Below are 968 nucleotides of genomic sequence, written 5' to 3' on the forward strand. Positions count from 1 at the left end.
CCGGCGACCAAGCGCCCGGGGAGACGTGGCACATGGTCTTCAGCACAGAAGGCGAGGTCCCCTACAGAGAGGGCCACCGGCGACCAAGCGCCCGGGGAGACGTGGCACATGGTCTTCAGCACMGAAGGCRAGRTCCCSTACAGAGAGGGCCAGTCCATCGGCGTCATCGCSGATGGCGWSGACAAGAACGGCAAGCCGCACAAGSTCAGGCTCTACTCCATCGCCAGCAGCGCSMTCGGMGAYTTCGGCGACTCCAAGACRGTSTCGCTGTGYGTSAAGAGGCTSRTCTACACCAACGATSMSGGRGAGRTCGTCAAAGGAGTCTGCTCAAACTTCCTCTGTGACTTGAAGCCAGGCGCTGAGGTGAAGATCACAGGGCCAGTGGGCAAGGAGATGCTCATGCCCAAAGACCCCAAYGCAACARTCATCATGCTCGCAACGGGKACCGGYATYGCTCCGTTCCGCTCCTTCTTGTGGAAGATGTTCYTSGAGGAGCACGAGGACTACAAGTACACCGGGCTCGCGTGGCTGTTCCTGGGCGTCCCGACSAGCGACASCCTGCTGTACAAGGAGGAGCTGGAGAAGATGAAGGAGATGGCGCCGGACAACTTCCGGCTGGACTTCGCGGTGAGCCGRGAGCAGACGAACGMGGCSGGGGAGAAGATGTACATCCAGACGCGCATGGCGGAGTACARGGAGGAGCTGTGGGAGCTRYTSAAGAAGGACAACACCTACGTCTACATGTGCGGGCTCAAGGGCATGGAGAAGGGCATCGACGACATCATGCTCGACCTYGCAGCCAAGGAYGGGATCRACTGGWTGSASTACAAGAAGCAGCTCAAGAAGAGCGAGCAATGGAACGTCGAAGTCTACTGATGATGATCCTTCATTGTATTGTTCAGCTCAAGCAATCTGGTGGTGATGAGTTTGCATTGCATTGTACGTAGTATTGCGGAGATCAATCGAAT

At 57.6% G+C, this 968-nt stretch carries 1 protein-coding gene; it reads left to right on the plus strand.

Features of this window, described 5'->3' with window-relative positions; translation table 11 throughout:
* Nucleotides 1-399: 399 nt before the first annotated feature.
* A complete protein-coding gene (locus tag FWJ25_RS20570) occupies nt 400-876 on the plus strand; it encodes a hypothetical protein (RefSeq protein ID WP_223163278.1) in 477 nt (158 codons plus the stop codon).
* Nucleotides 877-968: the final 92 nt, after the last annotated feature.

This window comes from Marinobacter salinexigens (assembly GCF_008370345.1).
GTDB lineage: Bacteria > Pseudomonadota > Gammaproteobacteria > Pseudomonadales > Oleiphilaceae > Marinobacter > Marinobacter salinexigens.